A 456-nucleotide genomic window follows, 5' to 3' on the forward strand; every position below is an offset into this window, starting at 1 on the left:
GACCGGCGGCCGCCAGAATAATCCCTGCCAGATCCAGCGCCAGGCGCACAATCGCGGACGGCAGGCACAGGGGCAGAATATGGCCGACCAGCAGGCGCAGGCCGCGAATGCCCATCATCTCTGCGGCGGCCAGATAATCGCTGTGGCGCAGACGCTGAATCTCGCTCCGCGCCTGACGCGCATAGGCAGGCCAGGTGGTTAAGGCCAGCGCCAGCGCGCCGTTGACCAGCCCCGGACCGAGCATCGCCACAAACGCGAAGGCGAGGATCAGGCGCGGCATCGACATCACCACGTCGGTAAAGCGCATCAGGATGCGCTCCATCCAGCCGCCGTAGTAGCCGGACAAAATTCCCACCAGCAGCCCGGCAGGCAGGGTGATAACGGTAACTAGCGCCACCAGCCCGAGCGCCGGACGGGTGCCATAAATCAGGCGCGAGAGCAGGTCGCGCCCGTAGC

General features: G+C 66.2%; 1 protein-coding gene. It reads right to left on the reverse strand.

All coding sequences use genetic code 11. The features are described from left to right. Window positions 1-456, reverse strand: a 456-nt coding sequence (locus DOU50_RS00070) for an ABC transporter permease (protein ID WP_148768441.1), incomplete at both ends; no start/stop codon positions are given.

Source organism: Enterobacter sp. C6, assembly GCF_008122455.1.
Taxonomy (GTDB): domain Bacteria; phylum Pseudomonadota; class Gammaproteobacteria; order Enterobacterales; family Enterobacteriaceae; genus Enterobacter; species Enterobacter pseudoroggenkampii.